Raw genomic sequence first — 25,035 nt, forward strand, 5'->3', positions numbered from 1 at the left:
CTAATTAAGGAGATAACCTTTCAATTTTCCAATTTTCTTTCTGATCAGAAAACAGAATGCGGTCATGTAGGCGATTTGCTCTTCCTTGCCAAAATTCGAATTCAATAGGTTTTATACGATATCCTCCCCAAGATTGAGGCTTCGGGATTTCTTTTCCCTGATATTCCTTTTTTAATGATTCTAATCGTTTTTCTATACAATCTCTGGATTCGATTATTTCACTTTGATCAGAAGCCAATGCTCCTAATTGACTCCCTCTGGGGCGTGATAAAAAATAACGTAAGCTCTCTTCTTCTTCCGTTTTATGTACTATCCCCTTAATAATCACTTGTCGTTCTAAATTGGGCCAAAAAAAAGAAATACAAACTTTATTATTATCAGCTATAGATTTTCCTTTCTCAGATCCATAATTAGTATAAAACACAAAACCTTCCTCATCAAACTGTTTGAGCAACACTATTCTTGCCTTCGGAAAACCATCTAATCCAGCAGTAGTAATCGTCATAGCATTTGCTTCTTCTACTCCACCAGCTTCTTCAACTTCTTTAAACCATTTAGAAAAAAGAGTAAGTGGTGAATCTGGAAGGTTATTTTCCTCCAAAAAACTTTTCTCATATGATTTTCTATAGGATGTAAGGTCTCTATTCATAATACTTTAATAGTTTACAACTTTATAGCAAAGTTATACATTCTTAATAGATAAAATAATACTAGATTATCTGAATTCGTAAATTTATAATTATCACTCAACCCACATAAGACCAAAAAGTAAGATCTAAAACTGAAAAACTTCTCCATCATCAGCAATTTCTACTTGATCAAACACTGTTTTAGCTTCATCTCTAAACATTTCGATATTTTGATATCTTGTAGAATAATGTCCCAAAATTAAAGTTCCGACATTTGCTTTTTTAGCTATACTTGCCGCTTCAATAGCAGAACTATGTCCAGTTTTTTCGCACAAATGTTTATGGCTTTCTAAAAAAGTAGACTCATGATACAACACCGTTGCTTTTTCTATCAAAGAAATTTTTTCTTCATTATACTTGGTATCACTACAGTAAGCATAACTTTTAACTGGTTTTGGAGGAGCTGTAAGTTCGCTATTTGGTACAATTTTACCATTATCCAAAGTAACATCCTTACCCTTTTTTATCGATTTGTAATATGCCTTATCAATATTATAATTTAAAACTTTATCAATCAGTAATACACGATCTCCTGATTTTTCTTTAAACAAAAATCCATTACAATATATTCTATGTTGTAATGGTATTGTGCTTACTATCACTTTCTCATCTTCAAAAACAATTTCTGATTCTGTATTAGTTAATTCATGAAAATGAAGCGGATAATCCGTCCAGGAGCGAGAAAGTTTTAGCTGCAACGTAATTGCTTCCTTAATCCCTTTGGGTCCATGGATATGAAGAGGAGTATCCCTATTTAGAAGCCTAAATGTAGAAACTAATCCAATCAATCCAAAAAAATGATCTCCATGAAGGTGAGAAATAAAAATATGTTGAATCCTTGAAAACTTAATTTTATTGCGTCTCAGTTCTACTTGGGTTCCTTCTCCACAATCAATTAAAAAAATATGGTTGTTAATCTCTAGAACTTGCGATGTAGGATTAGTAAAGGTTCGTGGTGTTGCCGAATAGCAACCTAATATAGTAAGTTTCAAAATTCTCTTTTTTCTTTAGTAAACAGATTGTGAATATAATTCAATCACATTTATAAATCAACTTACCGACCAAAAGAATCAAACGATTTTAGTAAGGAGATATACCCTTTTGCATCAAGGCGTCTTCTATAACCAGTAGCTCCTAATACTGTACCTTCTTTATCCAAAACAAGAATAACAGGAAAAATCCATTTCCTATTATATTTTTGAGCCAATTTCTTATTTTTCTTTTCTTGATCTAAAGAAAGCTTATTTTTCTTTCGCTTTGGAAAATCTGCTTTTACCCATACAAATTGTTTGTTGGCAAAGGCAATGAATTCTTTATCAGAAAAAATGTTTTTTTCTAATCTAATACATGGCGGACACCAGTCCGATCCTGTAAAAAACAATACGATATTTTGATCTGTTGTCTTTGCTCGTAGTTTTGCTTCTTCAAAATCATATTTCCAATCTTGGCCAGAAGCATTATAGCAACAAAAAAAACTAAAAATTAGTATAATAGAAAGCGGGGCGAATTTATTCATATCCAATCAGACGAAAAAAAATATGGATAATTACAAATAATACTATTTCTAAAATCCAAGATCTCTCTCTATCTCCTCCATCTCTACCAAATCGTAAGCTTCTTGTAATGTAGGAACAATTGTTATTTCATTAGGAACTTCATTATATGAAATCTTATCGCTTACAATCACAAACGAATGTTTTATCGCTTTATGCTTGTTTGATAGTAACAAAAATTCATTAATATCATCAATAGTAATCTTCTGCAAAGAAAACAAGTTGACAATAATATTATCATTCTTTAGAGATTCATATTTATCTTCTAATCCTTTGACAAACTCTACTATTGTAGTTTTCTCTTGTGTAATTATAGTTGTTGAGCCTTCTTTATTAAAAATCATAATTTATCGTTTAATTTTTGAAGCTAAGAGATATATTACTGCCATTCTCACTGCTACCCCATTCTGTACCTGATCCAAAATAATGGCCTGACTAGAATCAGCAACATCACTCGTGATTTCTACTCCACGATTGATTGGTCCAGGGTGCATGATTACAATTTCTTTATCCAAACTATCTAATAGTTTTCTATTTACACCAAACTGTTGTGTATATTCTCGCGTAGAAGGAAAATAGCTAATTTCCATTCTTTCGTTTTGAACCCTTAGCATATTTGCAATATCGCACCATGCCAAAGCCTTCTTTAGATCTGTTTCTACCTTTACTCCTAATTTCTCTATATATTTAGGAATAAGGGTTTTTGGACCACAAACTTTTACTTCTGCTCCTTGAAGCTTCAAAGCAAATATATTAGAAAGAGCTACTCTAGAGTGTAAAATATCCCCTACAATAACAATTTTTTTACCTCCTACTTCACCCAATCTTTCTCTTATAGAATATGAATCTAGTAATGCTTGTGTGGGGTGTTCATGGGCACCGTCTCCTGCATTAACTATACTTGCATTCACGTGACTAGAAAGAAAAACTCCTGCTCCTGGATTAGGATGTCTCATAACAACCATATCCACCTTCATAGAAAGAATATTATTGACAGTATCAATAAGTGTTTCTCCTTTCTTTACTGAAGAAGATGCTGCGGAAAAATTTACAACATCTGCAGAAAGGCGTTTTTCTGCTAACTCAAAAGACAATCTTGTTCTTGTGCTATTTTCAAAAAAAAGATTGGCAATAGTAATATCTCGAAGCGAAGGAACTTTTTTGATAGGCCGATTAATTACTTCTTTAAAATGATCGGCAGTTTCAAAGATTAGATTTATATCATCTTTGTTTAGATATTTTATCCCCAGTAAGTGATCTACACTTAATTCGCTCATTCGTATGTTTTTATATTTTTAAACAAAACAGTGATTTAAGAAACTATTAATCTCCTATCAAATACACGGCATCCTCATTTTCATTTTCGACCCAGTGTACTTTTACTTTTTCTTGATTAATTGCATCTACCTGACGACCTCTATAATTGGGCTGAATAGGCAAATGACGACTAAAACGCCTGTCTATTAGTGTTAATAATTCTATCTCTTTTGGTCTACCAAAAGATTGTACTGCAGTAAGAGCTGCTCTAATACTCCGCCCCGTATATAATACATCGTCAATAAATACAATACGCTTATCTTCTACTACAAAATCGATATGAGTTTTATTAGCCTCCAAGGTTTTTTCTCCTCTTCTAAAATCATCCCTATAAAATGTAATATCAAGATATCCTAGCTTAACATCAGTAACCTGATAATCTTTTGCTAAGATTTTTTTTATACGATCTGCTAAAAAAGTCCCTCTAGGCTGAACCCCTATCAAAACAGTATCTTTAAAATGCGTATGGTTTTCTATTAATTGACAAGCCAAACGGTGCAGAATTATATCGATCTCTTTTGCACTAAGTAGTAATTTTTGACTCATAATCTCCAAATGGATATCTGGAATACAAAAATAGTGAAATTTTGGAATTAAACAATCCAATTTATAAATAACCTGATAGAAAATATTACCACTTTAGAACAAACTCCAAGCACCCCAAAATTAAAAACGCTATACAGAAATAATTAACATTCTTATCTAGTGACCATTAAAAATACAAACTGAAGTGAAAAAACTAATCGAATGCTTTCAATATTCATAATTGTTCTCTAGTTCTTCTTAATTCTTTTGATAAAACTACCATGTTTTGTTACATATGTAATTGTTCTTATCCATGCATAGAGTGACACTAATTACCCTTATAGTCATAAAGTCAAATCCTCATAAAATCTTACAACAAAATTCATCAAAACATTTTTTTAAAAGGACATTTAGCCATTTCATGTGTATTACTAATACAACATAACTCAAATCATATTTAATTAATCGACAAATTATGAAAAGACAACAAAAGCTTAAAGGTCTATTATTAGCTATTTTATCCATCACTTTATTGATTACATCATGTACAAAAGATGAAAGTCAAGTTGAATTGGAAGAGCAAACCCTAGAGGTTATGCCAAATGCAAAACTTTCAAATGAAGAAATACAAGTAATCCACGAAATTTACTATCAAGTTAATGATCACCGTCAAAGCATTGGTCTTCAACCACTAATATGGAGTAATGCGGCGTATACAGAATCTTGGAACCATACGCAATACATGATTCAAGAAGGCTCAATAAGTCACGATGGTTTTTCTCAGAGATATCAAAATTTAGTGTATTCTGCTAATGCAAGATCTATGTCAGAAAACGTTGCTTCACATTATAGAAGTGCTTCAAGTGTGGTAGAAGGATGGTTAAATAGTAGTGGGCATCGTGATAATATTGAAGGTGATTATACGCATACTGGAATTGCCGCTATTAAAGATTCTGAAGGTAACTTCTATTACACTCAGATTTTTTATAGATAAAATAATCCTATAACTTAACAAGTAATAGAGAAAGCTGTTCAAAAAAGTGTATTTTTCTACGCTCAACCAAACATATCAAAGTTTTTCATATAACTCAACTTGCTAACCAACCAATCTTTGATAAACTTAGTATTATAATTGTTTGTTTTGAACTTACTTTTTGACAGCTTCTCTATTTCTTTGTCTAATATTAAAGTAGTAATCTTATTTTTTACAGTTCTATTCTTGTCCCACTAATAAAACAAATGAATTATTAGATACCGGAGCAACACTATACTCCTTCACATTATCAATGGTCTCAAGATATTTTTCTGCTTCTGCAAATGCTGTTTCCATAGGACTCAACTCAGAATTATCTTTAACAGAAATTGTTTTAGACATAAAACCTCCATCTATATACTCTATTGTTATCTTCCATTTTTTTATAGAATGAAAATTCTTAGACCTGGATATTTTATTTAACTTCTTGCCTTTCGGCTCTGATTCATCATCTTTGTTTGTAGACGTCTTTGCTATTTCATTATTTGCCATCATAGTTAATACATTAGCTCCCTTTGCATTTGCCTGTATAATGATTAAAAAATTTAATACAAATATTATTGTTCTCTTTAGATTTTTCATTTTAAAAACGATTAAGATTTCTTACAGTGCAAATATCATCAAGCTTTACCTTAGATAACATACCAATATTAGTGAAAATCTGCCCCCCGTTTTTCAGTGACGACTAATTAGAAAAAGCTCGATGAACGAACAGTTTACTTCGTTAGACTACTTTCTGTAAATCACAAAACACTCATTACAAATGTTTTATAAAAAAAATATAGTTACTTAAAAATGGACATAAAATACTTATTACATAGAAATAATCTTCTATGCACCTATATGGGAGTCTTATTTGTTTAAAATAAATAGAGAATACAATTCCTACAAAAAATAACCAAAAACATGTAATTTTTAGTATTCAATAATCCTCGATGTAGTTATTTGTTTGTTGGTTTTTGTGATGTTCAAAGAATAAAAAAACTTTTATATGGACAATTTAAACTGTTGCGGAGTCATCATTTCTAATTTTTTAAACTGCCTGTTAAAATAACTAACACTATTAAACCCGGATTTGAAAGCAACTTCAGAGATAAGAAGTTTCTTATTTTGTTTTATAAGTTTTTTAGCAAACTTAATTTTTTCTGTATTTAAGTAATCTATAGGAGATATCCCCAAAGTGTTTTTGAATTTTTTGTGGAAATGTGATGTACTCATGTACGCTTTATTTGCGAGAAAATCTACTGTTATATTTTTATCAGTCAAATTATCCTTTATATACTTCACAACCATTCCTATTCTAGTATCAGAAAAAATACCATTAAAATCATGTAGAATACTATTTTTAGCCTTTGTTTGTAAAAGCCTAACAATAAGTTCCTGAATCATCAAATCCAACAAAACATCTTTTGACTGACAATTATTAGTAAAGGTATGGACCAAGCGTTCGATTAAAATATTAACATCTCTATTATTTGTGAGATGAGAAGCGTTAGAGTCAATATTCCAATTTTTATTTTCAGACTCTATAGCCACTCTTTCATTAAACCGACAAGCAACTTCATTTATTTTTTCTGAATCAATACCAAGAGCCAGACACTGTGTTGGTGTATTTTTTGAAGCCAACGGAAAATCAATAACCATTTCTTTATTGGTAGGCATTACAACAGACTCTCCAGGAAAAAAATCAAATGAAGGTATACCATCAATATGCATTATCTTTTTTCCGGATAGCATACTGGCAATAACCGGATAATCAAATTTTAGAGCTACTTTTTCTGCATAAGCATGCGTTTCATAGATATTTAGCTCTGTATAATCAGCATTATAGGTTGTCCTATTTTCTACTAGGGTAGTAATTTTTCTATTAGCTATGTGGGTATTCAAAAATCTTGACATAATTCTAAATATACAAAAAAACATATACTATTCTCTGTAATGATAGATATGTTCATGTCAATAATAGAAATGTACAATCATTAGACAGGATTGTTCAAACATTCTAGAGAAGTGTTCAAATAAGTAATTCTTTTATAAGATAATTTTACCATTTGGAATTACGAAATTAATAACTATTTAACCACAAAATTCCAAAATACCTATACAAGTATGTTTTTTATTAACAAAATCACATTACTACTTAAGGTAATTAACAAAAAAACAAGGGTATTTCATTAGCGAAACTGATTTTTAATCTATAAGATGTTAAAACAAAAACGGTAAAACTCATGTCATATCAATTCTGCTAATAAAGAATCAATAATACTTTATAGCAACTAATATTTATTAATACTCAAAAATCAAACAATCATGAGTTATTCAAAACCAGTATTTAAAGAAAAATATGAAAACTTTATCAATGGGAAATTTGTTGCCCCGCTAGATGGTGAATACTTTGAAAACACATCTCCAATTGATGGTAGCTCTATTGCAAAGTATCCAAGATCAAAAAAAGAGGATATCGATATGGCGGTCGAAGCCGCAAATGCAGCCAAAAATGGTTGGGAGAATACCTCGGCAGCAGAACGAGCAGCATTACTAAATAAGGTCGCAGATATCATTGAAGCCAATTTAGAAGAATTCGCATTAGTAGACACTTGTGATAACGGTAAGCCTATCCGTGAAACAATCAATGCAGATATCCCATTATGCATAGATCACTGGCGATATTTTGCTGCCTGTATTAGAGCAGAAGAAGGTTCTGCAACAGAATTGGATGCTAATACACTATCTATGAATATCAAAGAGCCATTAGGTGTCATTGGTCAAATAATCCCTTGGAATTTCCCTCTATTGATGTTGTCCTGGAAATTACCTCCTGCTCTTGTTACAGGTAATTGTGTAGTACTTAAACCTGCGGAACAAACACCTTCATCTGCAACCTTGCTAATAGAAAAAATAGCAGACGTGTTTCCCCCAGGTGTTATCAATATTGTACATGGATTTGGACCAGAGGCGGGTAAGCCACTAGCCTCACATTCTAAAATTGACAAGGTTGCATTCACTGGAGAAACCACCACCGGTCAATTAATTATGCAATATTCATCAAAAAACCTGAATCCAGTGACAATGGAGTTGGGTGGTAAATCTCCAAATATTTTCTTTAATAGTGTAATGGATGAGGATGATAATTTCTTGGATAAGGCTATAGAAGGCGCTGTCCTATTTGCTTTTAATCAGGGAGAAGTTTGTACCTGCCCATCTAGATTACTGGTACAAGAAGATATTTATGATAGTTTTATAGAACGTGTTATCGCAAGAACAGAAGCTATAGTTCAAGGGAATCCATATGACACCAATACGATGATAGGTGCCCAAGCTTCTAATGATCAATATGAAAAAATAAAATCTTATTTTGACATAGGTGTACAGGAAGGTGCCAAAATATTAACAGGAGGTGAAGCTTGTAAATTGGATGGAGATTTATCCAATGGGTATTATATAAAACCCACTATTTTAGAAGGTCATAATAAGATGCGAATATTTCAAGAAGAAATTTTTGGTCCTGTTTTGTGTGTCACAAAATTTAAAAATGAAGCAGAAGCTATAGAAATAGCAAACGATACCCTTTATGGACTAGGAGCTGGAGTTTGGACTAGAGATGCACATCAACTATATCAAATACCAAGAGCAATAAAAGCTGGTAGAGTTTGGGTAAATTGTTATCATGCATATCCAGCCCATGCGCCATTTGGTGGATACAAAAAATCAGGTTTTGGAAGAGAGAATCATGCTATGATGCTAAGTCATTATCGTCAAACCAAAAACATGCTAATTTCTTATGATAAAAATAAGCTTGGTTTCTTTTAATATCATGATAGTAATACAATAACTATATGGGTCAAAGAACCTTTGACCCTTTCTAATATGAAGTATTATGCAACGAATTTCTATTACAAAAAAAGCTTCCATAATAGTTAAACAATTAAAATCTCAATACGGTGATTTAATTTTTCATCAAAGCGGTGGATGTTGTGACGGTTCTTCACCTATGATCTTTCAAAAAAGTGAGATGTATCTGGATGAAAGTGATGTGTTTTTAGGAAAAATAGAAGATGTAGAATTTTTTATGAATCGTGATCAGTTTGAATATTGGAAGCACACGCATTTAACAATTGACATCACAGAAGGAAGAGGAGCAAGTTTTTCTCTAGAAATACCTTTAGGCTTAAGGTTTTATACAAAATCAAGGCTATTTACTGAAGAAGAAAACTCTTTTTTTAATCCTAAATAAAGTGCTAAAATTTTCATGGATAAAGAAGCATGAAAGTTTAATTGAAAAAAAAAAGACCGTTCAGATGAACGGTCTTTTCTATTATATAAAAAATGTTGAGAACTAGTTCCCTCCTTTTTCCATTTTAGCTTTAAGATCAGCTAACGCATCAATATCTCCAAGCGTTGTTTTTTCTGCTGAATTACTAGCAGCTTTCTTCGCAGCTTGTTTAACGATCTTAGCTTCTTCTTCTTTGAATAAAGCAGTATGAGATGCTACCACTCTTTTGAATTCTTTATTGAATTCAATAATTTGGAATTCTGCCTCATCACCTTTTTTCAATTTGCTACCATCTTCTTTTTCAAGATGACGTGATGGTACAAAAGCAACAATATCTTCATTAAAATCAATTGTAGCTCCTTTATCAACGATTTCACCGATTGTAGCAGTATGTTTAGTTCCTAAAGCAAATTCAGCTTCATACTTATCCCAAGGGTTATCTTCAGTTTGCTTATGACCAAGACTTAATTTACGTCCTTCTACATCTAACTCAAGAACAACAACATCAAGAGTATCTCCTACATTAGTAAAGTCTGAAGGATGCTTAATTTTCTTAGTCCAAGAAAGATCAGAAATATAAATTAATCCATCAATACCTTCTTCTAACTCTACAAATACACCAAAGTTAGTGAAGTTACGAACGATACCACTATGCTTAGATCCTACAGGATACTTAGTAGTAATATCAGTCCAAGGATCCGGAGTCAATTGCTTGATACCAAGAGACATTTTGCGTTCTTCTCTATCTAGAGTAAGAATAACTGCCTCTACCTGATCACCAACTTTTACAAAATCTTGTGCAGAACGTAAATGTGTAGACCAAGACATTTCAGAAACGTGAATTAATCCTTCTACTCCTTCTTCTACTTCGATAAATGCACCGTAATCAGCAATTACAACAACCTTACCTTTAACCTTATCACCTACTTTTAGTTCTTTATCAAGAGCTTCCCATGGGTGAGGTTTTAATTGTTTAAGACCTAATTGGATACGAGTCTTAGCCTCATCAAAGTCTAAGATTACAACATTCAATTTCTGATCTAGTTCAACGATCTCATTTGGATGGTTGATTCTTGACCAAGAAAGGTCAGTGATATGAACTAATCCATCAACTCCTCCAAGATCAACGAATACACCATAAGAAGTAACATTCTTAACAGTACCTTCTAATACTTGACCTTTTTCTAATTGACCGATAATTTCTTTTTTCTGCTCTTCGATATCAGCTTCGATAAGCGCTTTATGTGATACTACAACATTTTTGAATTCGTGGTTTATTTTTACCACTTTAAATTCCATTGTCTTACCTACATATGCATCATAATCACGAATTGGTTTAACATCAATTTGAGAACCTGGTAAGAATGCTTCGATACCGAATACATCAACGATCATACCTCCTTTAGTTCTACACTTAACAAAACCGTTTACGATTTCACCTGTATCATGTGCTCCATTTACTCTATCCCATGCTTTGATCACACGAGCTTTACGGTGAGATAAAATTAATTGACCTGTAGCATCTTCACGTACATCAATTAAAACCTCTACCTTGTCTCCTACTTTAAGATCTGGATTGTATCTAAACTCATTTAATGAGATAACACCCTCACTTTTAGCATTAATGTCGATAATAGCATCACGATCAGTAATATTAATCACTGTACCGTCTACTACTTCATCATTTAAAGTATCTACGAAATTCTCTGCAACTAACTTTTCAAACTCTTCAAGTTTAGAATCTGCGATAGGGTCAATTCCTTCTTCGTAGTTGTGCCAGTTAAAATCTTTTAGAAATTGCTCAGGGTTTGCTTGTTGTGGAGTTTCAGCAACTGTTTGCTTCTCTACTTCCTGAACATCTGTGTTTTTTGTTTCTTCAGACATTGAAGATAATTTTTGTATCCTGTACATTACTGAGAATCAACACGAAAATTATACAGAAGTATTAATTATAGTTTATACCTGTCCTTTTTAATTCTCTTATTCGCTAAAAAGGAGTGCAAAAGTACAATTTAATTTATTAGAAAGCAAAAGATAGGATATCCTAAATTGTAGTAATTAATATTTAATTATTTCAAATTCACTTCTACGATTTGTTTGGTGATCCTCTTCGGTGCATGTCTTACTATCACAATCAATAAGAGGCTGTGACTCTCCAAATCCAATAAATTGCATTCTTCTTGCATTTACATACCCTACCAGAGCAAGATAATTACGTGTAGATTCTGCCCTTTTTGATGATAAAACCTGATTATAAGAGTCTGTCCCCCTACTATCTGTATGAGAACTTATCTTTACATATACAGTCTTATACCGTTCTAGTTTTAATGCCAATTTATCTAGCACTTTTTTAGAATCAGCGCGTATATTCCATTTATCATAATCAAAATAAATAGGTGGCATATCAAAATAGAGTTTACCATTTTTTACTATAACTGGTGGTCCATCTTTATCAGCTAGAAGAATCTCTCTTAATCTATTTTTATTAATCTCTTCTTTTTTGTTCGTAATATTTGATTCTGTAATTTTAGTATGTTCTTTTGTTTTGATACTATCGGTAACACTTGTTCTGTTTTTATCATTATCATCTTCTGTAGACACAATATCCTCTTTTTGTTTTTTTGCTTTATCCAAGTAAATCACATAAACCGCTTCATCTTTTTCTTTTACTAATAGAGGCTTCGTTCTTGTCTTGTATCCATCTGCTAGCGCTTTAAAATTATATCGCCCTGGATACAATTTCAAATCAAAACTAGCGACAGAATCCAATTGGCTCTCATAAACAATATCATTGCCATTATCATATAGAATAGCTTCAGAATTAGAAATGTAGTCATCTGTTGCAAAATCTCTAACTTCAAAACGTGTTCTATATTCTCGTGGGAAAATATCTCCTATCTGAGAAAAATTATAAATATCATCTCCGTTTTTTTTACGATTCGAAGCAAAAAAACCGTCAGTTTTAGTATAGTAGGTCATTGAAAAATCATCGTACCTCGAATTAATCGGTGCTCCCAAATTGATAGGTCTCGTAAATCTTTGTTCTTTCTGTTCTGAAACAAAAATATCCATCATACCAAGTCCTAGATGCCCATTTGATGAAAAAAACAAATGTCCCTCTTTTGATATAAACGGAAACTGTTCTCTGTTTTCGGTATTAATAATTGCTCCTAGATTAACAGGCTTTTCATAAGTTCCATCTTGATTAACTTCTACAGAGTATATATCAAAATCACCATATCCTCCTGGCATATTAGAGCTAAAATATAATTTACTTCCATCATCACTCAAAGATGGGTGTTCTATAGAATAATTGATATCATTAAACTCTAATTTTTCTGGTTTTGTCCATTTTCCGTCAACCTTATCAGCTTTATACAGATGAATAGCATTATGGTTTATACTATCGAACTTCTTTTTTCCTTTTTCAGAATTACTCTTAGATATGTAGATTGTATTACCATCAGGTGTAAAACAAAAATTACCTTCATGAAGTTTTGAATTAATCTCTTTTGAGATGATTTCAACATCCGACACTGGTTTATTATCATCATCAACTTTTACTTTGTAAATATCCAAAAACGGTCGATGTGTCCACTTGTAGTTCTTATCCAAAAAGCCATTAGGGTGTCTATCTGTCGTAAAATAAATTAAACTATCTACTTTAAGAGCTCCGAATTCTGATGCTTCAGAATTAAAAGAAACACTTTTTATCGTATAGTCATCATCTTTTAGCCTAAAATCTTCTATGGTAGCAATTGCATCTGACTTACTAAAATCTCTTACCGTATTATTTGTTTTATATAGTGAAAGAAACTGAACCGATTTTTCATACTCCCCTAATGCAGAAAGCACTTGATACATCATAAAATTATACTTATTATCATAAGTTTTATCTGTTTCATAGAATTTACCAGACGTTAATACTTTAAGATATCTGTAGGCTTGTCTAAACTGAAATGTGTTATAATATGAAGTTGTTATATTTTTGAGTATAGGTTTTGTATACCCTTCTCGATTTAGCTCTTCTTCATATTGTATTGCAGCATTAATATAATCTCCTTTTTCAAAAAATCGATCTGCCCTACTCTTTTTTTGAGAAAACGTAAACTGTGCAATCAGTATCGCTATAAGTAATATTGTTTTAGTCTTTATCATCTAGAAAAATCTTGGAGAGGAATATTTGTTACTAAACTTTAGAAGATCAAAATTAAATAGTATCACAATTTCATGACTACCATTATTATAGCCACTTAATTCACTAATACTAAAATCGTAAGAATATCCAACTTTTAGGTTTTGAGTAATATTAAAACCTGCCAAAGCAATAAAAGAATCTGTATATCGATATGATACCCCTAGTTCAAATTTGTCATATATCAATGAATTTAGAGAAAGGTCAAAAGTTAAAGGAGAATCTATAACTTGCTTTAAAACCATAGAAGGCTTCAATCTTATATTATCTACAAAATCAAAAACATACCCAACTATCCCATAAATATGTGTTTTTGTTTGTGCTACACCGATACCATCAATATCCACATCACTTGGCAGCAAATTAGGAGAAGATATACCTGCATAAAAATTACTTGTAAACAAGTATAATCCTGCTCCAATATTGAGTTCTGTTGTAGATGTATTGTTTGCAAATGATGGATCCGTAGCAACATCAGAACCCGAAGGGTCTATCCTAAAATTATTTATCCCTGCTTTTAACCCATAAGACAATCTAGCCTCGTCAGAAAGCCTTGTGATGTATGCAAAATCAAGATTAATATAATCATTGTTTACAGGAATAGCGTCTCCTATTTTATCATTTACATAATTAACACTAAGTTCAATCTTATTGCTCATTGGTATATTAGCAAATACATTGGCCGTTTGCGGTGAGCCTTCAATACCTGTCCATTGTTTTCTATATAAAAGACCTGTTGAAATCAAACCACTTTGACCAGTAGCATATGCTGGATTAACTGTACTCATATTATACATATACTGTGAGTATTGTGGTTCCTGCTGAGCGTAGATTATTGAGCAGAAAACTACAGTTAAGGTAAAAATTAATTTTAATTTCATTTGTTTATCTGCTTAGGTAAAAACTTCCTTGAATTGGTAAATTATTTTCAAAATTTGGAGTAAAAACATAAAAATATGTCCCCGATGGAAGATCATCTCCTAATCGTATTGACAAATTACTTTCTCCTCTAAACTCTTCAGTATTGACATTACCTTCATAGACAAGGCTACCATATCGATTGTATATTTTTAGATCAAAATCAGGAAATGCCTCTGGTATGTTATATACCTCTTCTATTAATAAATCAAATGTATCATTTTGTTGATCACCATTAGGAGAAACTCCATCCTGAAAATCAAGAGTGCACAATTCTCCGTTAGCAAATCTTTCTCCAGTATTTAATATATTAATCAGAACTTCCAAACGTTCAGATTCACAATTATCTGCATCTACTGTAGCGATATAATATATTTGATTATCAAAAAGTAAAGGATTATCAATAATTGGAGTTTCACTCTCTAGCGTAGTATACCAATTATAGTTTAGCACATCAACTTCAATGTCATCTAATCGCTTAGCATCAAGAATACAAAACTCCTGAGCTGGTACATCTGGAATTGGTAAGTCTATTATTTGTATTGACACAAATAATGAAGATTGATCACATGGTTGTGTATTTGTTATTACATATCTAAAGTTATAGATATTATTTGTTAATGTTTCAAATTCTACTACTCCATCTGTACTTAAAACACCCGTATTATCTGTATCTTCAAAAACTCCGGTGCGTGGGGTATCTCTATCTAAAAGTGAGTATAAGTTCACCCGACCATCAATTTTACAAAAAGTTTCACTTCTATCATTTCCAATTTCTACAGGGCTCACTATTGCAATAGTTACCGTTGCCAAATCTAAGGTTCCACAGCCCGGGTTAGCTGGTGTTGTATATGTATATACTCCTTCTCCTAAAACAGGTAAGTTTGTATCGCTGGTATCAAAAACACCCAAATGATCTGGAGAGGTATACCCAAAAGGACCAGTCCATGTTCCTGTTGTATCGGGAGATCCTCCTAAAAGATCAAAGAGCGTTATGGTTAAATTATCCGAACATAATGTAGTGCTTATGTCATCTCCTGCACTAGGCTGTTTATGAATTGTAAATGTTAAATCAGATGTTTCTGTACATCCATCACTACTGTTGGTAGTATACGTAAAAGTAAACGTTTGTGAAGTATCACTATTAGGAAAAACAAATGTATTATTGATCACATCTCCTGCCATATTAGTCCATACTCCAGTCGTTACGATAGTATCAATTCCATTGGTTTCTAATAAACTTATAAGATCTACCTGCCCTGCTGATTCACAAAGGTCAATACCTGTAGTATCCTCTCCTGCGTAATCAAAAGCCAATATTTCAATTTCGACTCGTGCTGTCATAATATTACATGGATGTTCACAATAAAATTGATCCGTAGGTGTTGCATATGGGTCACAAATCTCAAATGGAGCAGGACAATTTATTTTTGGACTTACTGCATATTCATATACATAGGTTCCTGGTTCTGCTCCCAAAGTGTTTATTTGACCAAGGTAAAACCAGTAAGGAAAAGCACTTAATACTGATGGTTTTGTGGGTAATCCTAAGTCTCCAGATGTGGGTGAGGGTCCAGAAATAAATTTCCAATTAACATAATTATCATTAGTATATATGAAATCAAAACTTCCTTCTGTGGTAAACTCTAATAGGTCAAATAACCTCAGCCCATTAGCAGTATCATTTGCACAAATTTGAGGAGGTGGGTTAGGTTGACTAAACGGCCTTAATTGCTCATATAAAGTAAAACTTATTGTAGATTCCTTATCACTACATACAGCTGATCGCTGTTCTACAGCATAAACAAAGTCATAAGTCTCGCATCCAAACCTCAAATTATTACCATTATCAATTAGATTATCATAGATAGTTCTTAGGTTAATCATAGAATCTTGTTCATCCTCTATTTCTCCTGTAGGATCTAAACTATGCAACCAAATTCCTTCGGTATCTTCACCTTCTAAATATTGATCGTCTGTTAGATCTATATCTGTATCATAATTACCTGCTAAAATATCATCTTCACAAATCTCTGTTAAAACAGGCTCTCCAGAATCCACCTGTCTTACCATAGCAATTCTCACTGTAGTTTGTTGCGCAGTAGAACACCCTAAAACACCTGGTACAGTATATATTAATTCAAAAACTTCCTGATCAACAAGAGGCTGCCCTGGTTGATATGGTATTTCTACAATAAGTTTAGATCCAGAAATCTCTATAAAACTAGAACTTGATCCATTATACGTCCACTCTCCATTAGAGTGGGGTGATGGTGTGTTACCATCCAACGCAAAAGCACTAAACAAATCAAAACCATCAAGATCACAGCCTTGCGCATTTACATTAAGTGGTCCTGAAGGAGGAAGTGCCACACCAGAATATGGTCCCAAAATCAATCTAGCAGTTCTTACTGGTATATCACCACAGGTAGCATTCTTAAGTTCAAAAAAATAATCATTTTGAGTAGCAATTGTAGTTGCTTTTTTCAACTCCCACATGGCTAGATTACCAGTAACATCATCAAATGCTGCATTAAATTGAGGAGCTATGTTCCATGTACCATCTGCGGGCGTAGTACTAGTTTCTGTATATAAGTTAATTATCCCATCTGGACCATTAATACCATCAAAATCAATATTCTCTATATCACATTTTTCTATGGTGATAAGCCCTAAATTACACTGAGAATAGGAAATTTGACAAATTAGTAATAGGAAAAAGTAAGGTAATAGTTTGGCTATAGGTTTCAAAATTTATAGGTTTTTTCGGGTTCCGCAAATATAGTATATTCATAATTAATGTATCTAAAATCGCTAATAGATTAAGGATTCACAAAAAAACATAGCCAAATATTACGAATCAATGTCTTTTCTTTAGTACACTAACAATGTTATCTAATGTATATCCTTTTGCCTGTAGGAGTATCAAATAATGAAATAGTAAATCAGCACTTTCATTCAAAAACAATTCTTCGTTATCATCCTTAGCTTCAATTACTACTTCTACTGCCTCTTCTCCTACCTTTTGGGCAATTTTATTCATTCCTTTCCTAAACAATGATGCGACATATGAATTCTCATCATTTTGGTTTTCTTTTCTGTTTTTAATTATTTCTTCCAAATCTGATAAAAATCCATAAGATTGCTTGTTGTCTTCTTTCCAACAAGTATCCGTTCCTGTATGACAAGTTGGTCCTGCCGGAGTAACCTTTATCAATAGGGCATCATTGTCACAGTCATTGTTAATGTCTACAACCGACAAAATGTTACCGCTTTCTTCTCCTTTTGTCCATAATCTTTTTTTTGTGCGACTAAAAAAAGTAACATTTTTTGTCTCAACTGTCTTATTATAAGCCTCTTGATTCATATACCCTAGCATTAAAACATTTTTTGTTAATGCGTCCTGAATAATGGCAGGTACAAGCCCATCTCCATTTTTATTGAAGTTTATTTTCATATCTTTTCTAAAATTTCTTCGGTCATTCCTAAATTAAGGTTATCGATGACTCGATTTATAGTTTATAATCGTACGGGAATTTGATTATTTCTTAATTCATGTTTTAAATCTTTAATTTCTATTTCTTTAAAATGAAACACACTTGCAGCCAATGCAGCATCTGCCTTCCCTTCTTTAAAAGTATCTACAAAGTGCTGCATGTTTCCTGCTCCTCCAGATGCTATTATGGGAATATTTAACTCTTGGGATAGCCTGGATAGCGATTTATTTGCAAACCCATCTTTTGTCCCGTCATTATCCATTGAAGTAAAAAGGATTTCACCGGCTCCACGTTCTTCGACTTCTTTTGCCCAATCAAACAAATTTAATTCTGTAGGCACTTTACCTCCTACTAGGTGTACTATCCAATTTCCATCTATCTGTTTTGCATCTATAGCCACAGTAATACATTGAGAGCCAAATTTACCTACCAAATCATTAATTAATTGTGGATTTTTTACTGCCGAGGAGTTTATGGACACTTTATCCGCACCATTTTGTAGTAAAACATCTACATCCTCAACAGATGAAATTCCTCCTCCTACTGTAAATGGAATATTTATTTTTGCTGCTACTTTAAGCACCAAATCTGCCAAGGTTTTTCGTCTTTCTTCTGTCGCAGAGATATCCAGAAACACTAGCTCATCTGCTCCTGCTTTTGAATATGCATCTGCAAGTTCAACAGGATCTCCTGCATCACGAAGGTCTACAAAATTAACTCCTTTCACTGTTCTCCCATTTTTGATATCCAAACAGGGTATTATTCTTTTTGTAAGCATAATCAATTTTTTTATTAAATTTTAAACATTGATTCTCTTCTGGTTTTCTTTTCTATACTTTTGAAAGAATGTAATTTTCCAATTGCTTTAAACTAATTCTGTTTTCATAAATTGCCTTTCCGATAATGGTACCTTCACATCCAATTTCTGCTAATCTTGGTAATTCATCAAAGGTAGAAATACCACCAGATGCTATTAGTTTAATATCATTCGTTTCATTGATAATTCTTTTATATAGCTCAAAAGAAGGACCCTGTAACATTCCGTCTTTACTAATATCTGTGCAGATCACATAACTAACGCCTTCTTTTTGATATTCCTTAATAAACGGAATTAAATCTTTATCGCTCTCTTCTTGCCATCCGCTTACTGCTATCTTTTCGTTATTAGCATCGGCACCAAGAATAATTTTATCTGATCCATTCTTTTTAATCCAAGATCTAAAAATATCCGGATTCTTTACAGCAATACTTCCTCCTGTAACTTGGTGTGCCCCACTTTCAAAGGCAATTCTAAGATCTTCGCCTGTTTTTAACCCTCCACCAAAATCAATTTTTAGAGTTGTTTTAGAGGCAATTTGCTCCAAAACCTTATAATTGACAATATGTTTAGACTTTGCTCCATCGAGATCTACCAGATGTAAATACTCAATCCCATGTGCCTCAAATTCTTTGGCTACTTCTAATGGATTTTCGTTATATATTTTCTTGGTGTCGTAGTCTCCTTTAGAAAGCCGTACACATTTTTTATCAATAATATCTATAGCTGGTATTATTCTCATAGTTCTAAGAAGTTTTTAAGTATTTTTTCTCCAATCACACTACTTTTCTCTGGGTGAAACTGGGTTCCGTAAAAATTATCTTTTTGTAAAGCTGTACTATACTTTATACCATAGTACGTTTGTGCAACAGTATCCTCTATAACCGGGGCATAATAACTATGGACTAAATAGATGTATTCATTTTCATCAACCTCTGTAAAAAGAGGCGAATTAAGAGAGTCTATCTGGTTCCACCCAATTTGTGGTACTTTTACATTGTTATTAAATCGTATAACATCAACATCAAAAATCCCCAAGCCTTTTGTATTACCTTCTTCTGTTCGGTTACACATTAATTGCATCCCCAAGCAAATTCCTAAAACAGGCTGTTTCAGTATAGGAACAAGCTTATCTAGTCCAGAAATTTTGAGTTTTTGCATTGCACTACTCGCCTCTCCTACTCCTGGAAATATTACCTTATCTGCTGTTTTTATTTCTTCTGGGTTATCACTCAATATAGCTTGATAACCCATTCTTTCTATTGCAAATTTTATAGATTGAATATTTCCTGCTCCGTAATTAATAATTACAATTTTCACTATTTTTTTTGATTTTAGGACTTCAGATATATGATTTTAAACTCATAATCATCAATCGTAATTTGTAATTGATTATAACATCCCCTTGGTACTTGGTAATATCATTTTCTCAGGATCTTGCCTGACTGCTACTTTTATTGCTTTTGCAAAAGCTTTAAAAATTGCTTCAATCTTATGATGTTCATTTGTTCCTTCAGCTTTTATATTCAGGTTTGCTTTTGCACCATCTGTAAAAGATTTAAAGAAATGAAAAAACATCTCTGTTGGCATTTTACCAATCATTTCTCGATTAAATTCTGCATCCCATACTAACCAATTACGCCCACCAAAATCTATAGCTACCTGTGCCAAACAATCATCCATTGGTAAACAAAAACCATAACGTTCTATCCCCAACTTAGTACCCAAAGCTTTACTAAATACTTCTCCTAGTGCAATGGCCGTATCCTCTATAGTATGATGTTCATCAACTTCTAAATCACCGGTTACTTTAATATCGAGGTTCATCTGCCCATGACGTGCAATCTGATCCAGCATATGATCAAAAAACTCTAATCCAGTATTGATATTACTTTTTCCTGTGCCATCCAGATTTAATTTAATAAAAATGTCTGTTTCATTAGTTTTTCTTGAAATTTCGGCAACTCGATCTTTTAGTTTTAAAAATTCATATATTTTCTGCCAATCATTATTTTCTAATGCAATATGTGCTTCTAATTCTTCTCTTTTTATAGTAATTTCTCCCGTTCCCAAATTAGTGTTATCATTTATAAAAATACCTTTTGCACCAAGGTTTTTGGCTAACTCCATATCTGTTAACCGATCACCGATCACAAAAGAATTGGTAAGATCATAATCATCGGAAAAATACTCTGTTAATAGTCCAGTTCCTGGCTTTCTAGTATTTGCATTTTCATGAGGAAAGGTTCTATCTAAGAACACCTTATCAAATACAACTCCTTCATTTTCAAAAGAATTTATTATAAAATTATGCACTGGCCAAAAGGTTTCTTCTGGAAATACATCTGTTCCCAAACCATCCTGATTTGTGATCATCACGAGTTCATAGTCCAGTTCCTGAGCAATTTTTCCTAAATATGTAAAAGCTTTAGGATAAAATATCATTTTTTCAAATGCATCAATTTGCTCGTCTGCTGTTTCTTTAATAATCGTTCCGTCACGATCTATAAATAGTACTTTCTTTTTCATTGTGTGGTGGTGGTCTCAATTATAATTTGGAGAGCCTTTTTTAAAATTACTAATGTTGCTATTCTAACCATATTTTACTTCTATCGGCAGTATCATAAAGAGGAAAACTAGTTCTTTGAAATTAATACCAATGTGTTTATTAATTTTTCATTTTCTTCTTTGGTTCCTACCGTAAATCTGAGTGTATTCTCACATAGCGGTTGTGTACTTCTGTTACGAACAACTATACCTTTACTAATTAATTGATCATATCTCTTATTGGCATCATCCACTCTTACCAAAATGAAATTTGCATCACTATGAAATATTTCTTTAACAAAATGTATAGTAGATAAAGTTTCCTTTAGCCTAGTTCGTTCTTTTAATATCGTATCTATTTCTTTCTTTATTATATCTTCCTCTACAATTCTCTCTAAAGCTCTCTTCTGTGTTAATTCATTAATATTGTATGGTGGTTTTATTTTATTTAAAACATCTATAATCTCTTCAGAAGCATAACAAATTCCTAATCGAACCCCTGCTAAACCATAAGCTTTGGATAATGTTTGGGTTACTATAAGGTTAGTATATTTGCTAAGGCTATTGACCCAGCTTTTATCATCTGCAAAATCAATATAAGCTTCATCAATCACTACCACTCCCGTAAAATATTCTAATATATACCCAATAGATTGCGGATCAACCAGATTTCCCGAAGGGTTATTAGGCGAACAAATAAAGAGTATTTTTGTATTCTCATTTACATGAGCAAAGATTGATTCTATATCTGGTTGAAAATTGTTATTCAGTTGTACTTCTTGCTCTTCTATATTATTAATATTTGCCAAGACCTTATACATCCCATATGTAGGAGGTAATGTAATGATATTATCCACAGCAGGTTCGCAAAACGCTCTAAAAATCAAATCCAATACCTCATCACTTCCATTTCCCAGAAGTATGTTTTTTTCAGAAACCTTTTTTTGATTTGCTAATACAGTTTTAAGGTTCCTCTGTTGTGGATCGGGATATCTATTGACACCATTCTCATTAGGGTTCTCATTAGCATCCAAAAAAATCATATCCCTATTAAAATCAGTAAACTCATCTCTAGCAGAACTATATGGTTTTAGGTGCAATACATTCTTACGAACTACTTGTTTTATATCAAATTTTATTTTATTCATTTTTAGTTGGTTATTATTTTTGAAATTTAATAGTTCTATTACTTTATATTGTTATTTCAAGCTTTCTAATCTTAATGTTACTGCATTTTTATGTGCTTGCAATCCTTCTGCTTCTGCCATAATTTCAATAGCATTTCCAATATTCAGAATACCTTCTTTTGATATTTTCTGAAATGTCATTGACTTCATAAAACTATCTAAATTTACTCCGCTGTACTGCTTTGCATATCCATTTGTTGGTAAGGTGTGATTTGTACCAGAGGCATAATCTCCAGCGCTTTCGGGTGTATAGTTTCCTATAAATACAGACCCCGCATTAAGTATATTATCAATATAAAAATCTTCATTATCCATACACACAATAAAATGTTCTGGACCGTATTCGTTGATTAGCGCTATTGCTTCTTGGTCATTTTGCACATAAATCAATTTCGAATTTGCTATAGCGGCTTCGGCTATTTCTTTTCTTGGTAGTTTATTACATTGTTTTATAACTTCTGCCTCTACTTCTTCTATAAGTTTTTCTGAAGTACTAATCAAAATAACCTGACTATCCTTGCCATGTTCTGCCTGACTTAATAAATCTGAAGCTACAAAAGGTACTTTGGCCGTATCATCTGCAACCACTAATAACTCACTTGGTCCTGCCGGCATATCAATAGCCACACCAAATTTAGTTGCCAATTGCTTTGCTACAGTTACAAATTGATTTCCCGGACCAAATATTTTATAGACCTGAGGAATGGTCTCTGTGCCAAAAGTCATTCCTGCAATTGCCTGTATCCCTCCTACTTTACATATTTTGGTTACTCCGCATAGATCTGCAGTATAAAGTATCGCAGGGTGTATTTTTCCTTCTTGATTTGGAGGTGAGCATAGTACTATTTCTTTACATCCTGCTAGATTAGCTGGAATGGTTAACATTAAAATAGTTGAAAACAAAGGTGCTGTACCTCCTGGAATATATAAACCAACCTTTTGAATCGGTCGTTTTTCCTGCCAACATTGTACCCCATTATTGGTTTCAACTGATACCGTGCCTGTTTTTTGGGCAGCATGAAATGCTTTTATATTTGATTTGGCTAACAATATCGATTCTTTAAGTTCATCACTTACCATTTTTTTTGCTTCCTCTATCTCCTGAGAGGACACCATTATGGTACTTAGATTTACATTGTCGAATCTCTGAGTATATCTATTAATAGCGCTATCTCCATTTTCTTTGATCTCTTCAAAAACAGTTAATACCGTTTTTTCTATATCTGCAACAGTTTGCGTTGGTCTTTTTAATATCTGGGACCAGTCCTTTTTATTAGGGTTGTATATTTTCTGCATTACTCCTTATTTTTTTTAAACTAGTATTAGTAATTTAAAATATTATAAAACCATCTTTTCAATCGGGCAAACCAAGATTCCTTCTGCACCTTCTGCTTTTAACTCATCAAGAATATCCCAAAACTTATTTTTCTCTACTACCGTATGGATAGAACTCCAACCTTCTTCAGCCAAAGGCAAAACTGTTGGGCTTCTCATTCCAGGTAATATTTTTACTATATCCTTTATTTTGTCATTTGGGGCATTTAGTAAAACATATTTAGAGTTTCGGGCTTTTAATACCGCCTTGATTCTAAATTGTAATTTTTCTAGAAGGTTAATATTGCTCTGTGATATTTTTGGAGATACGGCCAAAACTGCTTCAGAGGTAAGCATTACTTCTACTTCTTTAAGGTTGTTTTTAAACAAAGTACTTCCACTAGATACTATATCGCAAATCGCATCTGCCAAACCAATATTTGGTGCAATCTCTACCGAGCCAGATATTTGGTGTAATTCTGCAGAAATACCTTTTTTATCCAAATAATTATTAACTGTATTAGGATATGAAGTTGCAATCCTCTTTCCGTTAAGGTCATCAATTGAATTATATTCAAAATCTTTAGGAACAGCTAAAGAAACTTTACATTTTGAGAAATTAAGACGCTCGGCTATTGAAATATCTTTTCCCTTTTCTATAAGTACATTTTCACCTATGATAGCTATATCTACAATACCATCTCTAAGGTATTGAGGTATATCCCCATTACGCAAAAACATAACTTCCATAGGAAAATTACGGGTTTGGGCTTTTAGTTGATCTTTCCCATTATCAATTGAAATACCACAGTCTTTTAATATTTTGACCGAGTCTTCATTAAGACGTCCGTTTTTTTGGATTGCAATTTTGATTTTTGACATGATTTTTTTTGTTGTGTCTGACCAATTCAAAAACGTGTTTTGCAAAAAACAGAAAACCCGTTTGAATTACTCAAACGGGTTTTTATATTATTGTGTTATACACATACCATACCTACCACGCCTGAGCGAAAATGTAAGAATGATGATGATGTATAAATATAGTATTCATTATTTTTTTATTACAGTGCGAATTTATGAAAAATAATTCTTACCAAAAGCATTTAAACTTATTTTTTTGCGATTCATCTTTTTTCTATGATTTAATTTATAGAATTTATATGCTGCAAT

At 32.5% G+C, this 25,035-nt stretch carries 23 protein-coding genes; 3 read left to right on the plus strand and 20 right to left on the minus strand.

The features are described 5' to 3' along the window. Positions 1–4: 4 nt before the first annotated feature. From pdxH to pyrR, 6 genes are all read right to left on the minus strand, one after another. On the minus strand, positions 5–649 hold the full coding sequence (gene pdxH, locus C1X07_RS02385; RefSeq protein WP_103068366.1) for a pyridoxamine 5'-phosphate oxidase: 645 nt from the start codon (positions 647–649) through the stop codon (positions 5–7). 126 nt (positions 650–775) lie between these two features. Further along, positions 776–1,681 (minus strand): ribonuclease Z, encoded by a 906-nt coding sequence (locus tag C1X07_RS02390; protein WP_103068367.1) that lies wholly within the window; start codon positions 1,679–1,681, stop codon positions 776–778. Positions 1,682–1,743: 62 nt separating this feature from the next. Further along, the gene (locus C1X07_RS02395; protein WP_103068368.1) at positions 1,744–2,205 is read right to left on the minus strand and encodes a thioredoxin family protein; all 462 of its coding nucleotides are present in this window, start codon (positions 2,203–2,205) and stop codon (positions 1,744–1,746) included. 48 nt (positions 2,206–2,253) lie between these two features. Next, positions 2,254–2,586 carry a ribonuclease Z gene (locus C1X07_RS02400; RefSeq protein WP_103068369.1) on the minus strand — a complete coding sequence of 111 codons (333 nt, stop codon included), beginning with the start codon at positions 2,584–2,586 and terminating at the stop codon, positions 2,254–2,256. A 3-nt stretch (positions 2,587–2,589) separates the two neighbouring features. After that, positions 2,590–3,519, minus strand: a complete 930-nt coding sequence (locus C1X07_RS02405; protein WP_103068370.1) for an aspartate carbamoyltransferase catalytic subunit — start codon at positions 3,517–3,519, stop codon at positions 2,590–2,592. 46 nt (positions 3,520–3,565) lie between these two features. Beyond that, on the minus strand, positions 3,566–4,105 hold the full coding sequence (pyrR, locus tag C1X07_RS02410) for a bifunctional pyr operon transcriptional regulator/uracil phosphoribosyltransferase PyrR (RefSeq protein WP_103068371.1): 540 nt from the start codon (positions 4,103–4,105) through the stop codon (positions 3,566–3,568). A 454-nt stretch (positions 4,106–4,559) separates the two neighbouring features. On the opposite strand from pyrR, the gene C1X07_RS02415 reads away from it, so the two are divergent. After that, positions 4,560–5,078, plus strand: coding sequence for a CAP domain-containing protein (locus C1X07_RS02415; RefSeq protein ID WP_103068372.1), 519 nt, complete (start codon positions 4,560–4,562; stop codon positions 5,076–5,078). 219 nt (positions 5,079–5,297) lie between these two features. On the opposite strand, the gene C1X07_RS02420 is transcribed toward C1X07_RS02415, so the two are convergent. Further along, a complete protein-coding gene (locus C1X07_RS02420; protein WP_103068373.1) occupies positions 5,298–5,699 on the minus strand; it encodes a hypothetical protein in 402 nt (133 codons plus the stop codon). Positions 5,700–6,104: 405 nt separating this feature from the next. Continuing rightward, positions 6,105–7,016, minus strand: coding sequence for an AraC family transcriptional regulator (locus C1X07_RS02425; protein ID WP_103068374.1), 912 nt, complete (start codon positions 7,014–7,016; stop codon positions 6,105–6,107). A gap of 411 nt (positions 7,017–7,427) precedes the next feature. Here C1X07_RS02425 and C1X07_RS02430 point away from each other — a divergent pair, with 411 nt between their 5' ends. Further along, positions 7,428–8,927, plus strand: coding sequence for an aldehyde dehydrogenase family protein (locus C1X07_RS02430; protein ID WP_103068375.1), 1,500 nt, complete (start codon positions 7,428–7,430; stop codon positions 8,925–8,927). Between the two features lie 67 nt (positions 8,928–8,994). Further along, the gene (locus C1X07_RS02435) at positions 8,995–9,351 is read left to right on the plus strand and encodes a DUF779 domain-containing protein (protein ID WP_103068376.1); all 357 of its coding nucleotides are present in this window, start codon (positions 8,995–8,997) and stop codon (positions 9,349–9,351) included. Between the two features lie 102 nt (positions 9,352–9,453). Here C1X07_RS02435 and rpsA read toward each other — a convergent pair whose 3' ends face one another. From rpsA to hisG, 12 genes are all read right to left on the minus strand, one after another. Then, positions 9,454–11,274 (minus strand): 30S ribosomal protein S1, encoded by a 1,821-nt coding sequence (gene rpsA, locus C1X07_RS02440; protein WP_103068772.1) that lies wholly within the window; start codon positions 11,272–11,274, stop codon positions 9,454–9,456. A gap of 174 nt (positions 11,275–11,448) precedes the next feature. Next, a complete protein-coding gene (locus tag C1X07_RS02445) occupies positions 11,449–13,548 on the minus strand; it encodes an OmpA family protein (protein WP_103068377.1) in 2,100 nt (699 codons plus the stop codon). Further along, entirely contained in the window at positions 13,549–14,466 is a 918-nt protein-coding gene (locus C1X07_RS02450; protein WP_103068378.1) for a PorP/SprF family type IX secretion system membrane protein, read from the minus strand. It lies immediately after the preceding gene. Between the two features lie 4 nt (positions 14,467–14,470). Then, positions 14,471–17,254: a gliding motility-associated C-terminal domain-containing protein gene (locus C1X07_RS02455; RefSeq protein ID WP_241507174.1), complete on the minus strand. Its 2,784-nt coding sequence runs from the start codon at positions 17,252–17,254 to the stop codon at positions 14,471–14,473. Positions 17,255–17,363: 109 nt separating this feature from the next. After that, positions 17,364–17,960: a bifunctional phosphoribosyl-AMP cyclohydrolase/phosphoribosyl-ATP diphosphatase HisIE gene (gene hisIE, locus C1X07_RS02460; protein ID WP_103068379.1), complete on the minus strand. Its 597-nt coding sequence runs from the start codon at positions 17,958–17,960 to the stop codon at positions 17,364–17,366. Positions 17,961–18,022: 62 nt separating this feature from the next. Then, complete coding sequence (gene hisF / locus C1X07_RS02465; protein ID WP_103068380.1) at positions 18,023–18,778, minus strand: imidazole glycerol phosphate synthase subunit HisF; 756 nt, start codon at positions 18,776–18,778, stop codon at positions 18,023–18,025. A gap of 52 nt (positions 18,779–18,830) precedes the next feature. Beyond that, positions 18,831–19,559: a 1-(5-phosphoribosyl)-5-[(5-phosphoribosylamino)methylideneamino]imidazole-4-carboxamide isomerase gene (gene hisA, locus C1X07_RS02470; RefSeq protein WP_103068381.1), complete on the minus strand. Its 729-nt coding sequence runs from the start codon at positions 19,557–19,559 to the stop codon at positions 18,831–18,833. Continuing rightward, complete coding sequence (hisH, locus tag C1X07_RS02475; RefSeq protein ID WP_103068382.1) at positions 19,556–20,137, minus strand: imidazole glycerol phosphate synthase subunit HisH; 582 nt, start codon at positions 20,135–20,137, stop codon at positions 19,556–19,558. The genes hisA and hisH overlap by 4 nt, the downstream gene beginning before the upstream one ends. Positions 20,138–20,209: 72 nt before the next feature. Next, entirely contained in the window at positions 20,210–21,346 is a 1,137-nt protein-coding gene (gene hisB, locus C1X07_RS02480; RefSeq protein ID WP_103068383.1) for a bifunctional histidinol-phosphatase/imidazoleglycerol-phosphate dehydratase HisB, read from the minus strand. A gap of 107 nt (positions 21,347–21,453) precedes the next feature. Further along, positions 21,454–22,512 carry a histidinol-phosphate transaminase gene (gene hisC / locus C1X07_RS02485; protein WP_103068384.1) on the minus strand — a complete coding sequence of 353 codons (1,059 nt, stop codon included), beginning with the start codon at positions 22,510–22,512 and terminating at the stop codon, positions 21,454–21,456. A 51-nt stretch (positions 22,513–22,563) separates the two neighbouring features. Next, positions 22,564–23,847, minus strand: coding sequence for a histidinol dehydrogenase (gene hisD, locus C1X07_RS02490; RefSeq protein ID WP_103068385.1), 1,284 nt, complete (start codon positions 23,845–23,847; stop codon positions 22,564–22,566). Positions 23,848–23,889: 42 nt separating this feature from the next. Further along, positions 23,890–24,747, minus strand: coding sequence for an ATP phosphoribosyltransferase (gene hisG / locus C1X07_RS02495; protein ID WP_103068386.1), 858 nt, complete (start codon positions 24,745–24,747; stop codon positions 23,890–23,892). Positions 24,748–25,035: the final 288 nt, after the last annotated feature.

It is taken from the genome of Aquimarina sediminis, assembly GCF_002895435.1.
GTDB lineage: Bacteria > Bacteroidota > Bacteroidia > Flavobacteriales > Flavobacteriaceae > Aquimarina > Aquimarina sediminis.

What these genes read in the sequence shown, in the direction of transcription:
- C1X07_RS02420 (WP_103068373.1), bottom strand. Translation starts at nt 5,699, where the DNA reads ATGAAAAATCTAAAGAGAACAATAATATTTGTATTAAATTTTTTAATC.
- C1X07_RS02405 (WP_103068370.1), bottom strand. Translation starts at nt 3,519, where the DNA reads ATGAGCGAATTAAGTGTAGATCACTTACTGGGGATAAAATATCTAAAC.
- hisG (WP_103068386.1), bottom strand. Translation starts at nt 24,747, where the DNA reads ATGTCAAAAATCAAAATTGCAATCCAAAAAAACGGACGTCTTAATGAA.
- C1X07_RS02400 (WP_103068369.1), bottom strand. Translation starts at nt 2,586, where the DNA reads ATGATTTTTAATAAAGAAGGCTCAACAACTATAATTACACAAGAGAAA.
- hisC (WP_103068384.1), bottom strand. Translation starts at nt 22,512, where the DNA reads ATGAATAAAATAAAATTTGATATAAAACAAGTAGTTCGTAAGAATGTA.
- pdxH (WP_103068366.1), bottom strand. Translation starts at nt 649, where the DNA reads ATGAATAGAGACCTTACATCCTATAGAAAATCATATGAGAAAAGTTTT.
- hisA (WP_103068381.1), bottom strand. Translation starts at nt 19,559, where the DNA reads ATGAGAATAATACCAGCTATAGATATTATTGATAAAAAATGTGTACGG.
- C1X07_RS02445 (WP_103068377.1), bottom strand. Translation starts at nt 13,548, where the DNA reads ATGATAAAGACTAAAACAATATTACTTATAGCGATACTGATTGCACAG.
- C1X07_RS02425 (WP_103068374.1), bottom strand. Translation starts at nt 7,016, where the DNA reads ATGTCAAGATTTTTGAATACCCACATAGCTAATAGAAAAATTACTACC.
- hisB (WP_103068383.1), bottom strand. Translation starts at nt 21,346, where the DNA reads ATGAAAAAGAAAGTACTATTTATAGATCGTGACGGAACGATTATTAAA.
- pyrR (WP_103068371.1), bottom strand. Translation starts at nt 4,105, where the DNA reads ATGAGTCAAAAATTACTACTTAGTGCAAAAGAGATCGATATAATTCTG.
- rpsA (WP_103068772.1), bottom strand. Translation starts at nt 11,274, where the DNA reads ATGTCTGAAGAAACAAAAAACACAGATGTTCAGGAAGTAGAGAAGCAA.
- hisIE (WP_103068379.1), bottom strand. Translation starts at nt 17,960, where the DNA reads ATGAAAATAAACTTCAATAAAAATGGAGATGGGCTTGTACCTGCCATT.
- C1X07_RS02435 (WP_103068376.1), top strand. Translation starts at nt 8,995, where the DNA reads ATGCAACGAATTTCTATTACAAAAAAAGCTTCCATAATAGTTAAACAA.
- hisD (WP_103068385.1), bottom strand. Translation starts at nt 23,847, where the DNA reads ATGCAGAAAATATACAACCCTAATAAAAAGGACTGGTCCCAGATATTA.
- C1X07_RS02450 (WP_103068378.1), bottom strand. Translation starts at nt 14,466, where the DNA reads ATGAAATTAAAATTAATTTTTACCTTAACTGTAGTTTTCTGCTCAATA.
- C1X07_RS02395 (WP_103068368.1), bottom strand. Translation starts at nt 2,205, where the DNA reads ATGAATAAATTCGCCCCGCTTTCTATTATACTAATTTTTAGTTTTTTT.
- C1X07_RS02430 (WP_103068375.1), top strand. Translation starts at nt 7,428, where the DNA reads ATGAGTTATTCAAAACCAGTATTTAAAGAAAAATATGAAAACTTTATC.
- hisF (WP_103068380.1), bottom strand. Translation starts at nt 18,778, where the DNA reads ATGCTTACAAAAAGAATAATACCCTGTTTGGATATCAAAAATGGGAGA.
- C1X07_RS02415 (WP_103068372.1), top strand. Translation starts at nt 4,560, where the DNA reads ATGAAAAGACAACAAAAGCTTAAAGGTCTATTATTAGCTATTTTATCC.